The 1,380-nt window shown below is 63.9% G+C and carries 1 protein-coding gene; it reads left to right on the plus strand.

The genetic code is table 11. The features are described 5' to 3' along the window. Positions 1 to 260: 260 nt before the first annotated feature. Positions 261 to 1,250, plus strand: coding sequence for a tRNA dihydrouridine synthase DusB (dusB, locus tag ACVOMB_RS21010; protein WP_481532927.1), 990 nt, complete (start codon positions 261 to 263; stop codon positions 1,248 to 1,250). Positions 1,251 to 1,380: the final 130 nt, after the last annotated feature.

The following is a 1,380-nucleotide window of genomic DNA, read 5'->3' on the forward strand; positions in this document are numbered from 1 at the left end:
GGGCTGGGTTTCAACGTGAACCGGAGGTAATTGCTTGGGGCCGCGGCGTAAGCCGCGAAGCTTATGATGCCGGTCGGCACTTTGGCTTCGCGACTTACGCCGCTCCCACAACTTTTTCACCCTCCCTCTGCCGCAGGCAAGTGGAGGACCAGGTGGGCGCAGCGGGTTTGCCAGCTTCGCGGCTGACGCCGCTCCCACATCCCTACATCCCCATATCTCCACACAGCGCGGGTTACGACCCGCCGCCTTACAATACCCCCATGCAGATCGGCCCTTACACCATTGCACCCAACGTGGTGCTCGCGCCCATGGCCGGCGTCACCGACAAGCCATTCCGCCAGCTGTGCAAACGGCTTGGTGCGGGTCTGGCCGCCTCGGAAATGACCATCAGCGACCCGCGCTTCTGGACCACCCGCAAGTCCATCCACCGCATGGACCATGCCGGTGAACCGGCACCGATCAGCGTACAGATCGCCGGCACCGAGCCGCAGCAGCTGGCCGAGGCGGCGCGTTACAACGTCGACCACGGCGCGCAGATCATCGACATCAACATGGGCTGCCCCGCCAAGAAGGTCTGCAACGCCTGGGCCGGTTCGGCATTGATGCGCGACGAAGCGCTGGTCGCACGCATTCTCGAATCCGTGGTCAATGCGGTCGACGTACCGGTAACACTGAAGATCCGCACCGGCTGGTGCGCCGAGGTGCGTAACGCACCGACCATCGCCCGTATCGCCGAAGACAGCGGCATCGCCGCGTTGGCCATCCACGGCCGCACCCGCGACCAGCATTACACCGGCGTGGCCGAGTACGAGACCATCGCCGCGATCAAGGCGATGTTGAAGATTCCGGTATTGGCCAACGGCGACGTGGACTCACCGCGCAAGGCCGAGCAGGTGCTCAAGCTCACCGGTGCCGATGCGGTGATGGTGGGCCGCGCCGCGCAGGGCCGGCCGTGGATCTTCCGCGAGATCGCCCATTACCTGGCCACCGGCGAGGAACTGCCGCCGCCATCGGTGGAAGAAGTACGCGACATCCTGTTGGGACATCTCACCGACCTGCACGCCTTCTACGGCGAACCGCAGGGCGTGCGCATCGCCCGCAAGCATCTGGGTTGGTATGCCAAGGATCGCCCGGAGAATGCCGCGTTCCGTGCGGTGGTCAATGCTGCGGAAACGGCCGACGCGCAGATCCAGCTGACCCGTGATTATTTTGATGCGCTGGTAGCGAGCGAAACGGCGTACGCCCAATAAAGGGCATGCTGCGCTCCCGGTAGAGCCGAGATCCTATGTTCGCGGTCAAGCCTGCTGGAAGCAGGCTTGACCTATTCTCAGCATGGTCGGATCGAAATCCCGGCCGCTTTTGAATACCCCCCACGCGATT

It is taken from the genome of Stenotrophomonas sp. STEN018 (assembly GCF_056760235.1).